This window comes from Variovorax soli NBRC 106424 (genome assembly GCF_001591385.1).
Taxonomy (GTDB): Bacteria; Pseudomonadota; Gammaproteobacteria; order Burkholderiales; family Burkholderiaceae_C; genus Variovorax; species Variovorax soli.
This window is the reverse complement of record NZ_BCUU01000032.1, coordinates 1-15,924: the sequence shown is the minus strand read 5'-3', so window position 1 is coordinate 15,924 and position 15,924 is coordinate 1. Positions and strand designations below refer to the sequence as shown.

Genomic DNA, 15,924 nt, shown 5'->3' with positions numbered 1-15,924 from the left:
AGCCGACGAATGTTCTTTCTTTCCTCCATCCGGCGCGAGCCGACTTTCGGCGAGGGCGTGCGCAACATGGCGCCGGTGGCCATGGGCATCGGCGCCTGGGGCCTGATGACCGGCGTGGCCATGGTCAAGTCGGGCATGAGCGTGTTCGAGTCGGTCGCGATGACGCTGCTGGTGTATGCCGGCAGCTCGCAGCTGGCGGCCATTCCGCTGCTGGTGGCCGGTGCGCCCTTCTGGGTGGTGCTGGCCACGGGTTTCTGCGTCAACCTGCGCTTCGTGGTGTTCAGCCTGCACCTGCGGCCCTACCTCATGCACATGCCGCGCTGGCGCCGCATGACGCACGGCTACCTCACCGCCGACATGAGCTACGCCATGTTCACCAGCCACTACCCCGAGCCGGCCACCACCGACGAGCAGCGCCGCGCGCAGGAGGCCTACCTGACGGGCGGCTACTGCGTCACCTGGTTCTCGTGGATGGGCATGAGCCTGATCGGCATCGCGCTGGGCAACCTCATTCCGCAAAGCTGGGGCCTGGGCTTTGCCGGCGTGCTGAGCCTGGTGGGCATCCTGTGCTCGATGGCGACGTCGCGGCTGCGCGTGCTGGCCGGCCTGATCGCGGGCGCGACGGCGGTGGCGGCATTTGCGCTGCCGCTCAAGCTCAACATCGTGGTGGCCATCGGCGTGGCGGTGCTGCTGTGCTTCTGGATCGAGAAGGGCTTCGTGCCGAATCCGGCGACGGAGGATGACGCATGACGGGTGCCAACACGGTGGCGGGCAGCACCGACTGGTGGACGCTGGCGGTGATCGTCGGCCTGGCCGGCGTCACGGTGCTCACGCGCTGCTTCTTCTTCATCCTCGACCGGCCCTGGGGCCTGCCGGACTGGGCGCACCGCGCGCTGCACTACGCGCCCATTGCCGCGCTGGCGGCGGTGGTCATCCCCGAGATCGTGATGACGGGCGGCCACCTGGTGCCCAACCTGCACGACGCGCGCATCTACGCGGCGCTGGCGGGCGCCGCCTACTACTTCTGGCGGCGCGGCGTGCTGGGCACCATGCTGGTGGGCATGGCGGTGTACCTGCCCCTGCACCTGGGATTCGCCTGGTAGCTGAGGCCTTTCGCCTTTTTCAGTCCAGTTGCACGCCGGCGGTCTTGATGACCTTGCCCCAGCGCTCGCTCTCGGAGCGCGACAGCTTGTAGAAGTCCTGCGGCGTGCCGGGCAACGGCTCGAAGCCGAACTCGGCAAACAGCTTGGCCACCTTGGGCGCCTGCATCGCCTTCTTCAGTTCGCCGTTGATGCGGCTCACCGCCTCGGGCGGCATGCCGGCCGGGCCGATCAGGCCGTGGAAGGCATAGGCGTTCACGTCCTGGTAGCCCAGCTCGGCGAAGGTCGGCACATCGGGCACGGCGGCGGCGCGCTGCGGCAGCGCAATGGCCAGCACGCGCACCTTGCCCGACTTGATGATCGGCAGGCCCGAAGCCAGGTCCAGCATCATGGTGGGCACCTGCCCGCCCATCACGTCGGTCATGGCCGGCGCGGCGCCCTTGTACGGCACGTGCTGGATGTTGATGCCGGCCTTCTGCTTGAACAGCTCCATGGCCATGTGGTGCGGCGAGCCGTTGCCCGGCGAGGCGTAGCTCACCTTGTCGGGGTGCGCCTTCACGTAGCTCACGAACTCCGCCACCGTCTTGGCGGGAAAGTCGGGGTTCACCACCAGCGCCACCGGAAAGCGCCCGATGGTGCCGATGTAGGTGAAGTCGGTGGCGGGCTTGTAGGGCAGCTTGGCGAACATGTGCTCGTTGAAGAGCAGCGCGGCGTTCTCGGCCTGCATGATGGTGTAGCCGTCGGGCTTGGCCTGCATCATCACCGACACGCCGATGTTGGTCGAAGCGCCGGGGCGGTTGTCGATGATGATGGGCTGGCCCAGCGATGGCGTCATCGCCTCGGCCAGGGCGCGCGCCAGGTTGTCGGTGCCGCCGCCGGCCACGTACGGCACGATCCAGCGCACCGGCTGGGTCGGATAACTGCTCTGTGCGGGCGCATGGCTGGCAGCGGCGGCCAGGGTCAGGCCGGCGGCGATCAGCCGCAGGAATCTTTTCATCGTTTGTCTCCAGGTTGAAGGGAAAGAGGGCGGTCAGCCTTTGAGCACCTGCCAGAGCTCGCGGTCGCGCTCGGCCGTCCAGATGCGCGGGTGCTCGATGCCGCTCAGTTCGTCGAAGGCACGCGCCACGTCGAAGGGCAGCACGTGCTGGAACACCGGCCATTGGCCGAAGCGCGGCGTCATCGCTGCCTCGGCGCGCCGGAAGCAGCCGCGCAGGCCTTCGCCGGCGGCAATGCCTTCGCGCACGCTGGCGAGCAGGGCCCCGAGGAAGGCCTTGGTGAGTTCGATCGCTTCGGCGCAGGCCGCGGCGTCCTGCAGCACGGCGCCGCGCCCGGGCACCAGCACGCGCGGCTTCAGCGCGGCGACGGCATCGAGGGTGCCGGCCCAGTCCTGGATGTAGGCGTCGCCGGCGTACACGCCGCAGTGGTTCTCCACCACGTCGCCCGAGAACAGCACGCCGCAATCGGGCAACCAGGCCACCGTGTCGCCGCCCGAATGGCCGCGGCCCAGGCACATCAGCCGCACTTCGCGTCCGTTCAGCCACAGGCTCACCTCGCGCTCGAAGCTGATGTGCGGCACGGTGAGGCCCGGCACTTCCTCCACGCCGGCGAACAGGCGCGGAAAGCGGCCCACTTCCGAGTCGAAGTCGGCCTGGCCGCGCTCGCGCACCCAGTCGAAGGTGCCCTGGCTGGCAATGATGGTGGGCGCATCCTTGGCGAAGGCGCTGGCGCCCATCACGCGCACCGCGTGGTAGTGCGTGAGCACGATGGTGCGCACCGGCTTGTCGGTCACCGTGCGGATGTCGGCGAGGAAGTCGCGCGCCATGCGCGGCGTGGGGCGCGTGTCGATCAGCACCACCTGGTCGTCGCCGACGATGAAGCCGCAGTTGGGGTCGAAGTCGCTGATGTAGCCGTAGACGTTCGGTGCAAGTTCCTGCAGGCGGGGCTTCTGTTCGCGCGTGTCGGAGGCGGAGGCGAAGGAGACGGGAGCATTCATGCGGACAGGCCCTCCTTGGCGGCGGCAATGCAGGACAGCAGCACGCCCTGGTCGCCGCATTGGTTGGCCAGCAGCAGCACCAGGCGGGCGTTCAGGTCGGCGCTCCGCGTGTCGCTCAGGCCCTCGTGGGCACGCAGCCAGGCGTCGTAGAAGCCGTCGGCATCGGGAATGTGGGGGTCGGTGATCATCGTTCTCTTGCAGCGGAAAAGTGGTTCAGCGAAGCGCCAGGGTCGTGCGCAGCAGCCGGGTGATGGAAGAAGCGTCGGGCTGCGCCAGGCAGGCGGCGCGATAGGCGTCGGGCCGCACCAGCACCAGGCTGCCCGGGGCCGGGTTGCCAAGGTGGCGGGCCAGGGTGTCGTCGGCCCGCAGCGTGGGCAGGGCGCTGTCGCCGCCCACGGCCACCAGCCGCAATGGCAGGTCCGGCGGCAGGTCGGCGGCTGCAGCTGCCTGCGAGCGCGTGGGCTGGAACCACAGGCCCAGGCAGACGCTGCCACCGCCTTCGCCCAGCAGCTCGGCGATGCTGGTTGGGCGCCCGTCCTGCCAGGCCAGCGCCAGGTTCTGCACCGTGCAGGCGCCTTCGGGCAGATGCGGGCCGCTCGGGTAGGCGTTGGCCACCGACATGCGGCCGGTGTTGACCAGCGCACGTGCAAAGGGAAAGCGCGCGGCCAGGTCGACCACCGCACGCCGCATCGTGTGCTCGGCCTGGCTGCGCGGCGCCAGGAAGCGGGCCGAGCGGCTGGTGACGCGCAGGTTTTCCTCCGCGGCAGGCCGGCGCTCGTCGTGGTAGCTGTCCAGCAGCGAGTCGTGTGCCACGCCTTGCGTCACCAGCGCGAGCTTCCAGGCCAGGTTGGCCGCGTCCTGGATGCCGGTGTTGCCGCCGCGCGCGCCGAAGGGGCTCACCACATGCGCCGCGTCGCCGATGAAGAGGATGCGGCCGTGGCGGAACTGGTCGAGCAGGTGGTCGCGATAGCCGTAGGGGCCGATCCAGACGAACTCGAACTCCACATCGGGGCCCAGCTGTTCGCGCAGGCGCGCGCCGGCCACTTCGGGCTTGCTGATGTGGTCGGTATCGCAGTCCTCGGGCATCTGGTAGTCGATGCGCCAGACGCCGTCGGCCATCAGGTGCTGCCACACGCCCCGACCCTCGTTGAAAGGCGCATCGACCCAGGTCCAGCGCTCCACCGGCAGGGGCTTCTTGAAGCGCACGTCGCTGATGCACCAGCGGTCGGTGCTGCGCGAGGTGTGGGCGTCGATGCCCAGCTGCGTGCGGATGGGGCTGTTGGCGCCGGTGGCGTCGACGAGGTGGTCGGCCTCGATGGCGTAGCGGCCTGCGGGCGTCTCGACCTCGAGGCTTACGCCGTCCTGCAGCGGCGTGACGCCGGTCACCTTGTTCTTCCAGCGCAGGTCCGTGAGGCCGAGCGCCTGGATGCGGTCCACCAGGAACCACTCCACATAGAACTGCTGCAGGTTGATGAAGGGCGGCTGCTGCGAGACCGAATCGGTCTTCAGGTTGAAGCTGTACACCTCGCGCTCGCCCGAGAAGGTGCGCCCGAAGGACCAGGTGATGCCCTTGTCCGCCACGCGCTCGTACAGCCCCAGGCGCGCGAAGATCTCCAGGCTTTTCTGTGCATAGCAGATGCCGCGCGAGGAGGCGCCGCGCACGCCCACGGTGTCGTCCTCGTCCAGCAGCACGCAGCGCACGCCGCGGCTGGCCAGGTCGCAGGCCAGCGTCAGCCCGGCCGGGCCGGCACCGACGATGACGATGGGGTGGCGAACCGTCAGGCCGCTTTCCAGTTCGGGCGGTGGCACGAAGGGCCAGCGCGGCAGCTCGTACGCCGCCGCGAAGGTGTAGGTCTCGCTCATCGTTGTGCTTGTCTCTTCTTGGTCCGTCTAGAGCGCATGCGCCCATTGCGCAATGGCTTCCGCGGCCTGCGGCACGAGGTGGGGCTGGCCCGCCAGGTAGTGGTTGCCGCCCACGATGTCCACGTTGCGGATGCGCGGACCGCCGGCCGCCAGCCACGCGTCGCGCGTGCTGGGGAAGGTCGACTGGTCGGCCGTGTAGGTGAGCAGCAGCAGCGGCACCGAGGTGCGCGCCAGGTTGGTGGGCCCGTCGGCCTGCGAGCGCGAGGACCACTGCGACAGGAAGGCGGTGAGCGACGTCGTGCGCCCCATGGCATTGCACGAATAGTTCACTGCCCGCGCATCGCCCCACACGCTGCCGGGCGCGCGGTCGTTCACGTCCAGCGACAGGTCGACGCAGCGCGGGTCGGCATGCGTGCGGTAGACGATGAAGCTCTGGTCGCGCGGCGCCCCGGGCGTGGAACGCAGCAGGGCCAGCCGCTCCAGCGCCCAGTTCTCGATGCGGTCCAACCGGGCCTTCTGCGCAGCGGAGAAGCGGGCGAGGAAATCGCTGTCGTAGGGCACGCGGTGGCGCGGGTCGTACATGTCGAGGTCGGGGTCGACCGAGAGCGGATCGTGCTCGTCCGTGACGGAAGGGTCGATCCAGTCGCGCAGCAGGCGCGAGCGGCCCAGGTGCGCGGCGCACAGCGCGATGCCGTCCACCGGCGGCAGGTCGGCGGGATGCAGGTGCGTGGGGTCGCCGTCGGCGAAGTGGGTGGCGGTGAGCTTCTCGGCCTGCGCCTGGTAGAAACTCGCCAGCGCCGCGCCCCCGGAGTTGCCCACCAGGAACACCTTCTCGTAGCCCTGGCTGCGCAGGGACTGCACGCCGGCGCCCAGGTCCTGGATGGCGCGCTCCATCAGCAGCACCGTGTCGTTGCCGGCATAGCGCGAGTTGAGGCCCATGCAGCAGATGCCGCGCGCGGCCAGCGGGGCGATGAGGTAATGCCCCATGAAGTTGCTGGTCGGGTGCATCACGATGCAGGCGACCTTCTTCGGGCCCGGCGGCGCCATGAAGGCGCCGTAGATGCGCGGGCGCAGCATTTGCAGGCCCGACTGGCTTTCCAGGGCCGCGCCGGGCTTCACGTCGATGACGGCGAGTTGCAGATCAGCCATGGCTCGGTGCCTTTCCATGGCCTTGGCCGGCCAGCAGCCGCGCCTTGTCCTCGATCCACGCATCGAGCTCGGCATGGGCCCGCGCCGCATGCGCATCCATGGTCGCTTGCGGCACCGTGGGCGTCGTCAACTCCAGGCGGATGCCGTTCGGGTCGAAGAAGTAGATCGACTCGATGATGTGATGGTCGGTGATGCCCAGCACCTCGACGCCGGCCGACTCCAACCGGGCCTTGGCAGCCAGCAGGGCGTCCACCGAATCGACCCGCAACGCGATGTGGTTGACCCATGCCGGCGTGTTGGGCGAGGGCAGCGCCTTGACGTTGTCTCCCAGGTCGAAGAACGCGATGTACGAGCCGTCGCGCATCTGGAAGAAGATGTGGACGTAAGGGCAGTACTCGCCGGTGCTGGGAACGTGGTCGGCCTTGATGACATGCACCAGCGGCAGGCCCAGCAAGTCTTCGTAGAAGCGCCGGGTTTCCTCGGCGTCGCGGCAGCGCCATGCGAAGTGGTGCAGGCCGCCCACCGGAACCGGAGAGCCGGTCGGCGATGAGGGAGAGGTGTTCATGGGCGGCATTGGAAAACCAAGCCGCCCATGAATCAAACGAAATCAATTCATGGATTCATAAAGAATCCATATCACTTGGCCACCGTTTCCTCCACCCAGCCAGGCAGCAGGTCGAAGATGGCCTGGATCGCGCCGTCCCCGCCCTTGAGGCCGTAGTGCGAATCGAGGTAGTCGATGTTGGTGGTCTGCAGCCAGACCTGGCCCTTGTCGTCTTCCCACACCACGGTCTTGATGGGCAGCTCGCGCGCCGCCAGCACGTTGGCGGTGAGCAGCTTGCCCACCAGCTTGCTGTTCTGGAAGAACACCACTTCGGTGGGACGGATGTCGTGGCCGGAAATCTTGGCCACGGCCTGCTGGTCGATCCGGTCGTATTTCAGCACCTCGGGGTAGCGGTTCACCACGGCCAGCAGCCGGTCGACCGTGGTCTTGACGGAATAGGGGCTTTTCCATTTCCACTGGTTGGCTTGCGCCTTCCGGACGATTTCGGGCTGCTGCTTCATGGTGGGCTTTTCTTGCGCGGTGGTGGGGCTGCACAGCAGCAGGGCCGATGTGGCCAGGATCAGGAATTTGATGGTCGATGCGTTGTTCATTTTCATTTCTCTCCCTTTCTTGATCAGAGAATTTCCTTGTCGTTCGGATCCCAGAGCTCAATGAGGAAATAAGTGGCTTCGCCCGATCCGGCGTTTCTTATTTCGACCTGCCCCGCCTGGGTCAGGTTGGCCGCTTCCTTGGCCTGGAGGGTCTTGGCGGTGCCGGCCTTCGCGTCCTTCACCTCGGTGGTGCCTTGCAGGTTCATGACGTAGGTCGGCCGGTTGGAAAAGTCTTGCGCGCCGGTGGCCGCGCCTTCGCCCAGGGTCACCTTGCGCACGCGCAGGCTGCGGCTTTGCAGTGGCGCCTTGCCTTCGGGCAGCTTCAGGTCGCGCAGGTGGGTGCGGAAGTACTCGTGATTGACCTCGTCCTCTTCGGCGGTCTGCGGGGCGTTGGCATAGAACGGGTCGTTCTCCGCCTTGATCCGGTCGGCGATGGGCGTGTGCTGCGCGTAGGTCTTGCCGTCGCAGGGCGAGCCGTCGTCCAGGAAATCCGAGGTCATGATCGACAGGACTTCGGTCTCCGACGAGTTCGTCGCGTAGTGGACGATGTCGTTGTAGCTCTTGTAGGAGCCGCCATAGGGCACGTCGACGGGCTGGTGGTTGTAGGCGTACACGGTCATGCCCTTGCCGCCCGCAATGCTCAGCGCGCCCGGCCGGTTTTCATGGCTGTGAATGCCCACTTTCTTGCCCGCCCCCAGATCCAGGATCCGCAGCCGGAAGAGGCGGCAATCCAAGGGCTTGTTGCCCTCGAGGAACTTGATTTCGGGGATCTTGAGCTCGACCAGCGTCTCGTTCTTGATCGATGGCGGAGCCGCCGCCGCGGGCTTTTGTACAGGCACGGCCTCCTTGCAACCAACGGCCAGCAGGCCGAGCAACGCACTGGCAAGAATAGTTTTGCGCAACATTGTTTCCTCCCTGAAAAAATGCGCTTTTCACGACTTTTTGTGATTTATTGTGAATTGAATTTAATTCACAATGGTGAAATTCCAGGCCTTTTTGGCGGAGCAAAGGAGCAAATTGGAAATGCTCTCTTTAATTTCACGCGGCCATATTAACGCGAATGTTTTTCAACGAAACCGGTTGCTTCATTGGCCGGCGTGAGGCGCCTCCTAGAATGGAGGCCTGGCGCGCCCCGCCGCGCGCGGTCCTACCGGCCCCACAGCCCCACAGAACCTTCCTCATGAAAATCCTCCGCTTCACCGACTTGTGCGCTCAAGGCAAGGCCGCCGGCCAGCGCGTGTTCATCCGTGCCGACCTCAACGTCCCGCAGGACGACGCCGGCCGCATCACCGAAGACACCCGCATCCGCGCCTCGGTGCCCTGCATCCGCCAGGCGCTCGATGCCGGCGCGGCCGTGATGGTCACCTCCCACCTGGGCCGCCCCACCGAGGGCGAATTCAAGCTCGAAGATTCGCTGGCCCCGGTGGCCGCCCGCCTGGGCGAACTGCTGGGCCGCGAAGTGCCGCTGGTCTCCAACTGGGTCGAGAACGGCGTGCAGGTGGCCCCCGGCCAGGTGGTGCTGCTGGAAAACTGCCGCCTGAACAAGGGCGAGAAGAAGAACGACCCGGCGCTGGCGCAGAAGATGGCGGCTCTGTGCGACATCTTCGTGCACGACGCCTTCGGCACCGCCCACCGCGCCGAGGCCTCCACCTACGGCATCGCGCAGTACGCGAAGATCGCCTGCGCAGGCCCCTTGCTGGCCGCCGAGATCGACGCCATCTCGCGCGCCCTGCGCGACCCGAAGCGCCCGCTGGTGGCCATCGTGGCCGGCTCCAAGGTCAGCACCAAGCTGACCATCCTCAACAGCCTGGCCGCCAAGGTGGATCAGCTCATCGTGGGCGGGGGCATTGCCAATACCTTCATGCTGGCCGCCGGCCTGCCCATCGGCAAGTCGCTGGCCGAGCCGGACCTGGTGGACCAGGCCAAGTCGGTGATCGAGGCCATGCGCGCGCGCGGCGCGGCAGTGCCCATTCCGGTGGATGTGGTGTGCGCCAAGACCTTCGCGGCCGATGCGCCGGCCACCGTCAAGGCGGCGGCCGACGTGGCCGAAGACGACCTGATCCTGGACATCGGCCCGCAGACGGCCGAGCTGCTGGCCGCGCAGCTGCGCCAGGCCGGCACCATCGTCTGGAACGGCCCGGTGGGCGTGTTCGAGTTCGAGGCCTTTGCCCACGGCACCGAGACCATCGCCCGCGCCATTGCGCAGAGCAGCGCCTTCTCCATTGCCGGCGGCGGCGACACGCTGGCGGCCATTGCCAAGTACGGCATCGAGAAGGACGTGGGCTACATCTCCACCGGCGGCGGCGCCTTCCTGGAGGTGCTGGAAGGCAAGCAGCTGCCGGCCTTCGAGATCCTCGAGCGCCGCGCGCAGTGAAGCGGGCCGGGCCTTCGCGATCCGCTTAAAAAAAGGGGCGGATTGCGCGGGTCCGGGGTGCTTTATTCGGTGCGGGAATTTCAGTTATTCGTCACGAATCTCACATGGTGCAATGCTATATTTCCATATGAGATAGCCACAACGACTCACCCAGGAGACATCGCACCATGGACGCCGTCCGCCTTCCCCGCCACGCCACCAAGATCGTCGCCACGCTCGGCCCCTCCACCAGCACGATGGAGCTGATCGAGCAGATGATCCACCACAAGGTGAGCTGCATGCGGCTCAACTTCAGCCACGGCACGGCGCAGGACCACATCGACCGCGCCGCCATGATCCGCGAGGCGGCACGCCGCGCCGGCCGCGAGGTCGCGATCATGGCCGACCTGCAGGGTCCGAAGATCCGCGTGGGCAAGTTCGCCGAAGGCCGGGTGCACCTGGAGGCCGGCGCCAAGTTCATCCTGGATGCCGCCCGCACCGAGCCGGGCGACGTCAACGCCGTGGGCCTGGACTACAAGGACCTGCCGCGCGACGTGAAGCCCGGCGACCGCCTGCTGCTCAACGACGGCCTGATCGTGCTCAGCGTGGACGCCGTCAAGGGCGACGCCGTGCACACCACCGTGCGCCTGGGCGGCGTGCTGTCCAACAACAAGGGCATCAACAAGCAGGGCGGCGGCCTGACGGCCCCGGCCCTCACCGCCAAGGACATGGAAGACATCAAGACCGCGATGAGTTTCCAGGCCGACTACGTGGCCGTGAGCTTCCCCAAGAACGGCACCGACATGGAAATGGCGCGCCAGCTGTGCAACGTGGCCGCCGCCGAGTTCGGCCACCGTCCCGGCCTGATCGCCAAGATCGAGCGGGCCGAAGCCATTCCCAACCTGGAAGAGATCCTGGCCGCCAGCGACGGCATCATGGTCGCGCGCGGCGACCTGGCGGTGGAAGTGGGCAACGCCGCGGTGCCGGCGCTGCAGAAGAAGATGATCCGCATGGCGCGCGAGATGGACAAGATCACCATCACCGCCACGCAGATGATGGAGTCCATGATCAACAACCCGGTGCCCACCCGCGCCGAGGTGAGCGACGTGGCCAACGCCGTGCTGGACGGCACCGACGCCGTGATGACCTCCGCCGAGACCGCCTCGGGCAAGTTCCCGCTCGAGACGGTGCAGGAGATGAGCCGCATCTGCGAGGCGGCCGAATCCGCCGAAGACAAGCGCCTGGACGCCGACTTCTCCGGCAGCTACAGCCGCATCGACCAGTCCATTGCCATGGGCGCGCTGTTCACCGCCCATCACCTGGGCGCCAAGGCGATCGTGGCGCTCACCGAGTCGGGCTCGACCCCGCTGTGGATGAGCCGCCACCGCGCCCACATTCCCATGTACGCGCTGACCTCGCGCCTGGCCACGCAGCGCAAGATGGCGCTGTACCGCAACGTGCGCCCGCTGCTGATGGACTCGGAAACCGACCGCGACACGGCACTGGCGCAGGCCGAGGCGCACCTCAAGCGCCGCGGCATCGTGCAGACCGGCGACATCTACGCCATCACCTGCGGCGAGCCGATGGGCGAGCCGGGCGGCACCAACATGCTCAAGATCTGCAAGGTGGCCTGAGCGGCTCTTGCCAGCCAAGGGCCCGGCGGGCGCCCGGCCAGCCCACTTCGCCTGTAGTCGAAGCGCGCGAAAGCGCGTAGTGCGGGGCCGGTGCTTGCCTTGCCGGGGTGGTCATTGAGGGCTGCTGCGCAGGCCCCTCGGTAGAATCGAGACAGTTTTTCCTGTCTTTTCACCATTTCCCCGCGAGGTATTCCCATGGCACTCGTTTCGATGCGCGAACTGCTCGACCACGCCGCCGCCAACGGCTACGGCATTCCGGCTTTCAACGTCAACAACCTCGAACAGGTCCAGGCGGTGATGGAAGCGGCCAAGGAAACCGGCGCGCCGGTGATCCTGCAGGCCAGCGCGGGCGCCCGCAAGTACGCCGGCGAATCCTTCATCAAGCACCTGATCTCCGCCGCCATCGAGGCCTACCCGAACATCCCGCTGGTGATGCACCAGGACCACGGCCAGAGCCCGGCCATCTGCCAGGGCGCCATCGACCTGGGCTTCTCCTCGGTGATGATGGACGGCTCGCTCAAGGAAGACGGCAAGACGCCGGCATCGTTCGACTACAACGTCGACGTCACCCGCAAGGTGGTCGAGCTGGCGCACAAGGTGGGCGTCACGGTCGAGGGCGAACTGGGCTGCCTGGGTTCGCTGGAAACCGGCATGGCCGGCGAGGAAGACGGCATCGGCGCCGAAGGCAAGCTGGACCACTCGGCCCTGCTGACCGACCCCGAAGAGGCCGCGCAATTCGTCAAGGCCACGCAGCTGGACGCGCTGGCCATCGCCATCGGCACCAGCCACGGCGCCTACAAGTTCAGCCGCAAGCCCACCGGCGACATCCTCTCGATCTCGCGCGTGAAGGAAATCCACGCGCGCCTGCCCAACACCCACCTGGTGATGCACGGCTCCTCGTCGGTGCCGCAGGACCTGCTGGCCATCATCAACCAGTACGGCGGCAAGATGAAGGAAACCTACGGCGTGCCGGTGGAAGAGATCCAGGAAGCCATCAAGCATGGCGTGCGCAAGATCAACATCGACACCGACATCCGCCTGGCCATGACCGGCGCGGTGCGCAAGTTCCTGGCCGAGAACCCCGACAAGTTCGACGCCCGCGAGTGGCTCAAGCCCGCCCGCGAAGCGGCCAAGCAGATCTGCAAGCAGCGCTACATCGAGTTCGGCTGCGAAGGCCAGGCCGGCAAGATCAAGGGCGACAGCCTGCAGGTCGTGGCCGCCAAGTACGCCAAGGGCGAGCTGGCCCAAGAAGTGGTTTGATGACCACCGTCCACACCTCCTCCATCCAGAGCCTGCCCCTCCTCGCGCGCGGCAAGGTGCGCGACAACTACGCGGTGGGCAATGACCGCATCCTGATGGTGGCCAGCGACCGGCTCTCGGCCTTCGACGTGATCATGGGCGAGCCCATTCCCGGCAAGGGCGAGATCCTGACGAAGATGGCGCTGTGGTGGTTCGAGCGCCTGGGCCACCTGTGCCCCAACCACCTGACCGGCGAAGCGCCCGAAAGCGTGGTGCAGCCGGAGGAGGTGGCGCAGGTGCAGGGGCGCTCCATGCTCGTCAAGCGCCTGAAGCCCGTGCCGGTGGAGGCGGTGGTGCGCGGCTACCTGGCCGGCAGCGGCTGGAAGGAATACCAGGAAAGCCGATCGGTGTGCGGCGTGCCGCTGCCCGAAGGCCTGACCAATGCGGCCAAGCTGCCGCGCCCCATCTTCACGCCGGCGGCCAAGGCCCAGGCCGGCGAGCATGACGAGAACATCCCCTACGAGCGCGTGGTGGAGATCGTCGGGCCGGAACTGGCGCAGCAGATCCGCGAGACCAGCATCGCCATCTACGAGGCGGCCGCGGCCATCGCGTTGCAAAAGGGCATGATCATTGCCGACACCAAGTTCGAGTTCGGCCTGGACGAGAACAACCAGCTGGTGCTGATGGACGAGGTGCTCACCCCCGACAGCTCGCGCTACTGGCCGGTGGAAGGCTATCAAGAGGCCCTGGCCCAGGGCGCCAACCCGCCCAGCTACGACAAGCAGTTCGTGCGCGACTGGCTGGAGGCCGTGCGCATCCACGGCAAGCCCTGGGACAAGACCCCGCCGGCGCCGCGACTGCCGGCCGAGGTGATCGAGAAGACGGCTGCCAAGTACCGCGAAGCCCTGCAGCGCCTGACCGCCTGAGGCGGGCTCCGGTCGGTTGACGGTTGCGCGCGGAATGTAAATAGATCACAAAACTCGCGGCAATACTTACCGCCAACTAGAACAGCAAATTTCCATACTTTCCTCATCTAGATGGATGAGGAGAACGTGATGGAAGCAAAGAGCGTGATCGAAGTCTCCCGCGCGGCATTCGGGCTGGGGAAGGTCACCGCACCGCCGCCCGATGGACTGCAGGCCGCCATGCTGGCCCGGGTGCTCGACGAGATCGACCATGGCCTGGTGCTGGTCGACCTGACCGGCCGGATCCTGCATGCCAACCACCCGGCCCGCTTCGAGCTGGCGTCGGCCCAGGCGCTGTGCGAGCGCGACGGCATGCTGTGGGGCAGCGACGACAACCGCCACCGCCAGATCCGCCAGGCCCTGAAGGACGCGGCGCACGATGGCCGCAGCATCGTCGAGCTGGAGCACCAGGAGACGCCGCTGTCGCTCGCTTTCATCCCCATGGCCTCGCTGCCGGGCGGACGCATCGACACGGTGCTGATCATGTGCAGCAAGCGCCAGAACTGCGCCACCCTGACCATGCAGATGTTCGCCCGCGCCAACCGCCTGACCCGCGCCGAGCAGAACGTGCTGCGCCAGCTGTGCGACGGCCACCGGGCCGAGGAGATCGCCGGGCTGCAGGGCATTCGCGTCTCGACGGTGCGCACTCACATCAAGAGCGTGCGAGAAAAGACGGGCTCCAGCAGCGTGCGCGAGATCGTCCACCGCCTGGCGCGCATGCCGCAGGTGGTGTCGGCGGTGCGCATGGGCGTCCAGGAACACGCCTAGGCCTGCGCGGGTGATGGGCAAGCTGGTGGCCGCGCGGGCGACAGGGCCGCGCAAGGGAGCGGCTTTATAGTCGGTGCATGCCGTCGTCGTCCGCCCTGCGCCGCCCCGCGTCGAATCCATCGGCGCACCTTGCCGTCTTCGCTCCCGAGGTCGACCGCCTGGCCGCCCTGGGCACGCAGCGACGCTACCGCAAGAACACGGTGCTGATCGAGGAGGGCGACTCGGGCGATTCCATCTACATCGTCGTGTCCGGCCAACTGCGCGCCTATGTCTCGGACTCGCGCGGCCGCGAGGTCACGCTGGGCCTTCACGGGCCGGGCGAGTACGTGGGCGAGATGTCGCTGGATGGCGGCTTGCGCTCGGCCAGCGTGCAGGCGGTGGAGCCCACGGTGTGCTCGGTGGTCACCCGCGAAACCGTGCTGCGGCATGTGAGCGACGACCCGGAATTCGCCCAGGGCCTGATCCAGCGCCTGATCCGCCGCGCCCGCCTGGCAACCGAAAGCGCCCGCAGCATCGCCCTGCTGGACGTGTACAGCCGTCTGCGCGCCATGCTCGAGCGCCGGGCCCAGCCGCAGGCCGACGGCACCCGCCTGGTCGCCGAGCGCCTGACGCACCAGGCCATCGCCAGCGAAATCGGATGCTCGCGTGAAATGGTGAGCCGGCTGCTGAAGGACCTGGAGGCGGGCCGCTACCTGGCGGTGGTGGACCGGCACCTGGTGCTGATGCGCGACCTGCCGGCGCGCTGGTAGCCGAAAAGCGAAAGGTGTTGCCGCGCAACATCCTCCCGGGTGGGACGCCTTGCGCATGTAAACCTTCATCTGGCATTCTCGCCACTATTTGCAACAATTCGCCTAGGCCGTTTCCGCCTCCACCGGCCCCCTGCTCGAGCAGAAGAACGTGAGAAATCTGGTGCCGCCACGCTCGAACGGCTTGTCCCCAAGAGGCTGTCCATGAGCGCCTGTCCCAACTGCGGCGCGGCGCGCGAAGCCAGCCATCGCTTCTGTCCCAACTGCGGTGCCCGCCTCGACGCGCAGCGCGAACTCAAGCAGGTCACCGTGCTGCTGGCCGACCTGTGCGGCTCCACCGAGCAGGTGGTGCGCACCGATGCCGAAGGCGGACAGGCCTATCTCGACGAGGCGCTTCGCCTCATGTCCGAAGCCGTCAATGCCTATGGCGGCACCCAGGTCCAATGGCGGGGCGACGAGCTGCTGGCGCTGTTCGGCGCGCCGGTGGCCCAGGAAGACCACGCGCTGCGCGCCTGTCTGGCCGCCATCGCCATGGCCGAGGCGATGAAGGCGCAAAGTTCCGCCCAAGCGCCCATGGCGGTGCGCATCGGCATCGATTCGGGCGAGGTGATCGCAGGCCCCGGCAGCGGCCATCTCGCGACCAGCTACCGCGTGGACGGGGCGCCCGTGCACCTGGCTTCGCGCCTGGAAAAACTGGCGCCGCCGGCCAGCACCTACATCAGCGGCAACACGCTGCAGCTGCTGCACGGACAGCTCGAGACGCGCGCACTCGGCCCGTTCAACCTGCGCGGCTTCGACGCGCCGGTCGACATCCATGAACTGGTGGGCAGCCTGCAGGATTCGGCCGCCGGCCCGTTGGCGCGCCGCCGCTTCCTGGCCCCGCTGGTCGGCCGTGCGCAGGCCTTGGCCGACCTGATGCAGCTGGCCGAGGGCGTGCGCCGCACGGGCCTGCGCGCGGT

Annotated in this window: 17 protein-coding genes; 9 read left to right on the top strand and 8 right to left on the bottom strand. The window is 67.5% G+C overall.

Annotation, left to right across the window (positions count from 1 at the left end; all coding sequences use genetic code 11):
* Positions 1-9 precede the first annotated feature (9 nt).
* A complete protein-coding gene (locus tag VSO01S_RS11705) occupies positions 10-750 on the top strand; it encodes an AzlC family ABC transporter permease (protein ID WP_068642517.1) in 741 nt (246 codons plus the stop codon).
* Positions 747-1,103: an AzlD domain-containing protein gene (locus VSO01S_RS11700; RefSeq protein WP_068642514.1), complete on the top strand. Its 357-nt coding sequence runs from the start codon at positions 747-749 to the stop codon at positions 1,101-1,103. The genes VSO01S_RS11705 and VSO01S_RS11700 overlap by 4 nt, the downstream gene beginning before the upstream one ends.
* 19 nt (positions 1,104-1,122) lie before the next feature.
* Here the strand turns inward: VSO01S_RS11700 and VSO01S_RS11695 are convergent, their stop codons facing one another.
* The 8 genes from VSO01S_RS11695 to VSO01S_RS11660 form a co-directional block, all read right to left on the bottom strand.
* Positions 1,123-2,097, bottom strand: a complete 975-nt coding sequence (locus VSO01S_RS11695) for a Bug family tripartite tricarboxylate transporter substrate binding protein (protein ID WP_068642512.1) — start codon at positions 2,095-2,097, stop codon at positions 1,123-1,125.
* 33 nt (positions 2,098-2,130) lie between these two features.
* On the bottom strand, positions 2,131-3,093 hold the full coding sequence (locus VSO01S_RS11690) for an MBL fold metallo-hydrolase (protein WP_068642510.1): 963 nt from the start codon (positions 3,091-3,093) through the stop codon (positions 2,131-2,133).
* The gene (locus tag VSO01S_RS11685; protein ID WP_068642508.1) at positions 3,090-3,281 is read right to left on the bottom strand and encodes a DUF2783 domain-containing protein; all 192 of its coding nucleotides are present in this window, start codon (positions 3,279-3,281) and stop codon (positions 3,090-3,092) included. Before VSO01S_RS11685 ends, VSO01S_RS11690 begins: the two co-directional genes overlap by 4 nt.
* A 25-nt stretch (positions 3,282-3,306) precedes the next feature.
* On the bottom strand, positions 3,307-4,956 hold the full coding sequence (locus tag VSO01S_RS11680) for an FAD-dependent oxidoreductase (protein ID WP_068642506.1): 1,650 nt from the start codon (positions 4,954-4,956) through the stop codon (positions 3,307-3,309).
* A gap of 27 nt (positions 4,957-4,983) precedes the next feature.
* Entirely contained in the window at positions 4,984-6,105 is a 1,122-nt protein-coding gene (locus tag VSO01S_RS11675) for an alpha/beta hydrolase family protein (protein WP_068642504.1), read from the bottom strand.
* A complete protein-coding gene (locus VSO01S_RS11670; protein WP_373282891.1) occupies positions 6,098-6,670 on the bottom strand; it encodes a VOC family protein in 573 nt (190 codons plus the stop codon). The genes VSO01S_RS11675 and VSO01S_RS11670 overlap by 8 nt, the downstream gene beginning before the upstream one ends.
* 71 nt (positions 6,671-6,741) lie before the next feature.
* Positions 6,742-7,260 (bottom strand): DUF302 domain-containing protein, encoded by a 519-nt coding sequence (locus VSO01S_RS11665; protein ID WP_068642501.1) that lies wholly within the window; start codon positions 7,258-7,260, stop codon positions 6,742-6,744.
* A gap of 23 nt (positions 7,261-7,283) precedes the next feature.
* Positions 7,284-8,099 carry a hypothetical protein gene (locus VSO01S_RS11660; RefSeq protein WP_153305235.1) on the bottom strand — a complete coding sequence of 272 codons (816 nt, stop codon included), beginning with the start codon at positions 8,097-8,099 and terminating at the stop codon, positions 7,284-7,286.
* A gap of 341 nt (positions 8,100-8,440) precedes the next feature.
* Between VSO01S_RS11660 and VSO01S_RS11655 the strand changes: the two genes are divergently transcribed.
* The 7 genes from VSO01S_RS11655 to VSO01S_RS11625 all read left to right on the top strand — a co-directional run.
* Positions 8,441-9,634, top strand: coding sequence for a phosphoglycerate kinase (locus VSO01S_RS11655; RefSeq protein ID WP_068642497.1), 1,194 nt, complete (start codon positions 8,441-8,443; stop codon positions 9,632-9,634).
* A gap of 167 nt (positions 9,635-9,801) precedes the next feature.
* Positions 9,802-11,247 (top strand): pyruvate kinase, encoded by a 1,446-nt coding sequence (gene pyk / locus VSO01S_RS11650; RefSeq protein ID WP_068642495.1) that lies wholly within the window; start codon positions 9,802-9,804, stop codon positions 11,245-11,247.
* 195 nt (positions 11,248-11,442) lie between these two features.
* Positions 11,443-12,507, top strand: coding sequence for a class II fructose-bisphosphate aldolase (gene fba, locus VSO01S_RS11645; protein WP_068642493.1), 1,065 nt, complete (start codon positions 11,443-11,445; stop codon positions 12,505-12,507).
* Positions 12,507-13,412, top strand: a complete 906-nt coding sequence (locus VSO01S_RS11640; RefSeq protein WP_068642491.1) for a phosphoribosylaminoimidazolesuccinocarboxamide synthase — start codon at positions 12,507-12,509, stop codon at positions 13,410-13,412. Before fba ends, VSO01S_RS11640 begins: the two co-directional genes overlap by 1 nt.
* 129 nt (positions 13,413-13,541) lie before the next feature.
* Positions 13,542-14,219, top strand: coding sequence for a helix-turn-helix transcriptional regulator (locus VSO01S_RS11635; protein ID WP_153305234.1), 678 nt, complete (start codon positions 13,542-13,544; stop codon positions 14,217-14,219).
* A gap of 77 nt (positions 14,220-14,296) precedes the next feature.
* Positions 14,297-14,968 (top strand): Crp/Fnr family transcriptional regulator, encoded by a 672-nt coding sequence (locus VSO01S_RS11630; RefSeq protein ID WP_068642486.1) that lies wholly within the window; start codon positions 14,297-14,299, stop codon positions 14,966-14,968.
* Positions 14,969-15,169: 201 nt separating this feature from the next.
* Positions 15,170-15,924: adenylate/guanylate cyclase domain-containing protein (locus VSO01S_RS11625; protein WP_153305233.1), on the top strand; the 755-nt coding region annotated here is incomplete at its 3' end.